Genomic DNA, 2,629 nt, shown 5'->3' with positions numbered 1-2,629 from the left:
GTGAAGTCGGTGGCCGTCGCGCTGCGGGAACCGGCCAAGTATCCAGAACGCTTGAGTTCGTTCATGGCCCCCGCTCCATTTGATCGTGCGAAGTATACCGCCGACCCGCAGACTTACCTGACGACCGTGGAACCGGGACGCGTGCACCAAACGGCGCAGCCGGGCGAGGGTGTGAAGCCGTTGCTGCGGTCCAGTCCGCGCTATCAGCGCATTCTGCAGGGAGATACGGTCACGCTCCAGGCGCAGGCCGAGCCGGGGATGCCGGTGACGTTCTTTTCGGCGCGCTTAGGACAGTTCAACAATCTGTTGAGCACGATCACGGTGGCGGCCAACGCGGAAGGGGTGGCGGAAGTTCAATTCACGGCCACGCCGGGCACCCAGGGTGATATCGATGTGCTGGCGGCTTCGCCCGTGCATTCGCACCAAGCCCGGTACGTCATTCACGTCGAGCTACCCGAACCGCCACCTCGCGTGCGCGACGCGGCGGACGCTTCGTAGATGTCGTCACCTTCTCCAGGTATCTCCACGATTGGAAACCCGTTGATTGCGAAGGAAGCCATGATGCAGCGGACCGTGTGTGCCCGAGGTCGGTGGTCCAGGGGACAGGGACTTGTCAGCAGCGGCTTCGGATTGATGCTGCTCGCGCTGGCCTGTGTGGCGGGAGCCCAGGATCCACCGCCGCCTGGGGGCGGTGGAGGCGGCACTGACTATCCACGCATTACCAACATCACGGCCTCCGGCAGTTCGGCCACGGTCGAGTATTACTTGGACAAAGCCTACACGGGGGATCAGGATGGCAACGTCCGGCTGCAGGTGTACTACGACGGTTTCGAGATCGAAAACCGCTCGATCAGCAAAACGGCGGGCACCTACACAACCAATGTGAATCTGGGCCGTCCTAACGGTTACTTCTACGTGCGGCTGATGCTGGAACTGGTGGACGATCCGATATCCGGCACGTGGGAAAAAGGAATCGGCCGCGCCTTTCGCCTAAAGGACGATGGTGCCACCTTCAGTCTGTACCTGCAAGCGGCCTGGGTGGGGAACGAAGGGGTCTATACTTGGCCACTGCGGGCCAAGTGTCCGCCCGGCGGCTGTGGCGGCGGCGCAAGCCAGGGAGCCACCGTGGCTTCTTGTCCGATTCCCGACGTGCAGTATTCGATTGATTTTCCGCTGGGGGGCGGCGGTGGGGCAGCTCCCTGCGTGTCCTGCGGCGGCGGTGGAGGTACGGGAGACAATGCCTACGGTCCCACGTTCAGTATCCGCTTGATGGCCCAGTATTCCTCGTTTAACAGCAGTCTTTCGCCCGGCTATTTCACCCCCTTTGATTCCCAGGCCTTCGTCTTCGACAACGTCGTGGACCAAGTGACAGTGGTGCGGGTCGTGGATGTGGAACAAGCGGATATCCTGACGTTCCGCGACGGGGTGGAAGATAACGACTTGGCTCTCTCCTGTCAGTTGCTGGACGCCAACGGCATCGCGGCGGATATCGAGCACGCCGTGAAAGCGGTCATGACCCGCTTTGACGGCAGTCAGTTGGAGTTCAGTCTCTACGACGTGCTCGACAACGACCCGACGCTGGACAAAGACGGCCGGCTCACGAAGCTCATCAATCCGCAAGGCTTGGCTACAACGGTCACCTACTCGACTTCGAACCCTGGCCAGATGGCGTCGGTCACCGGGCCCAATGGCCAGACGGTCACCTTCACGTACGGTTCGCAGATTGGCGGCCGCGAAACGCTCTCCAGCGTCACGTTGTCCGATGGCAATGTGGTCCAATTTAGCGATGACGATGCGCACTTGACCCAGGCGAGCATCGGCAGCAGTTGGAGTGCGAGCTTCGGGATCGCGAACGACGAGGAAGCGCAAACCGCCAATTTCTCGATTCAGGATGGACAGGGGGGCGGTCTCACCACGCTGTTCACGCGCAGTTTCTTCGAATTGCACGGCAGTCTGCTGGACCAACCGGAGGCCATCGTGCGGGGCGTGATGAACGCATCGGGCGAGACAATCTCCGGTACCTACTTTAATCCCCAAGACTCTTCCTGCTATCTCGTCTGGCGCGGCACCGATTACTTGTCGCACGTGGACATCGGCGTGGGGGAGTGTTTTATGACCAACTTCTCGGTGGGTGATCCGAGCCTGGGGTACAGCGCCTTCACGTTCACCAGCGAGACGTCATATCCCCGCAACATTTTTATGTCGGGCTACACGCCCAATGAGTTTATTACGGGTGCGCCGGATCAGACGCTCGATGCGGCCGGCTACACCACCAGCTACGCCTACGACGCCCAGCACTTCAAGACGCAGGCCAGTTATGGAGACGGCAGCTCCGAACACTGGGTGTACAACACGCGGCATCAAGTCACCCAGCATCGGGACCGCCTGGGGCGGGTCACGAACTACGTCTACGACACGGCCGGCAACCTGCTGGAGAAGCACACCGGCATTCTGCGGGTCAACGGAGTGGACACCAACCAGGCCGAATACGGCGTCTGGAAATATGAGTACAACACGCGCGGGCAGTTGACCAAAGAAAAAGATCCCCTGTTCAACCCGGCGCAGCCCGATCTGCACGTGACGGAATACAACTACGACGCCAGCACCTGGCTGCTCACCTCCAAGGTGG

At 60.9% G+C, this 2,629-nt stretch carries 2 protein-coding genes; both read left to right on the top strand.

Translation table 11 applies throughout. The features are described from left to right. Positions 1-498, top strand: a 498-nt coding sequence (locus ACYC56_RS14845) for a hypothetical protein (RefSeq protein ID WP_461374949.1), incomplete at its 5' end; no start/stop codon positions are given. Positions 499-630: 132 nt separating this feature from the next. Beyond that, positions 631-2,629, top strand: a 1,999-nt coding sequence (locus tag ACYC56_RS14840) for a hypothetical protein (protein WP_461374948.1), incomplete at its 3' end; no start/stop codon positions are given.

The sequence above is a fragment of the Candidatus Aquicultor sp. genome, from assembly GCF_054640775.1.
This window is presented reverse-complemented; position numbering and strand designations above follow the sequence as displayed.